Annotated in this window: 1 protein-coding gene; it reads right to left on the bottom strand. The window is 53.8% G+C overall.

The annotated features are described in order from the left end of the window. A partial coding sequence (locus SB719_RS22645) for an rRNA adenine N-6-methyltransferase family protein (RefSeq protein ID WP_412160107.1) occupies positions 1-236 on the bottom strand: 236 nt, incomplete at both ends.

The following is a 236-nucleotide window of genomic DNA, read 5'->3' as shown; positions in this document are numbered from 1 at the left end:
ACCTCTTTCTGCAGTATGAAGTGCATATCTTTGATCGAACCAGTATAGCTGAAAAGATGAGACATCAGCGGCGTGGAGATGTTGTAGGGCTGGTTGCCAAACACGCGCAGCGGCTGCCCCTTTTCCTGCGCCGGCGCAGCAAAATCAAAGGTCATAGAATCCTGCTGATAAATGGTCAGCTTTGGACCGAGGAACGGATGTGTCTGCAGACGTGCCGCCAGAGCGCGATCCGGCTC

The organism is Pantoea sp. SIMBA_079 (genome assembly GCF_046940275.1).
Taxonomy (GTDB): domain Bacteria; phylum Pseudomonadota; class Gammaproteobacteria; order Enterobacterales; family Enterobacteriaceae; genus Pantoea; species Pantoea borealis.
Note: the sequence above shows the minus strand (reverse complement) of the source record. Positions and strands in the feature narration are given on the sequence as shown.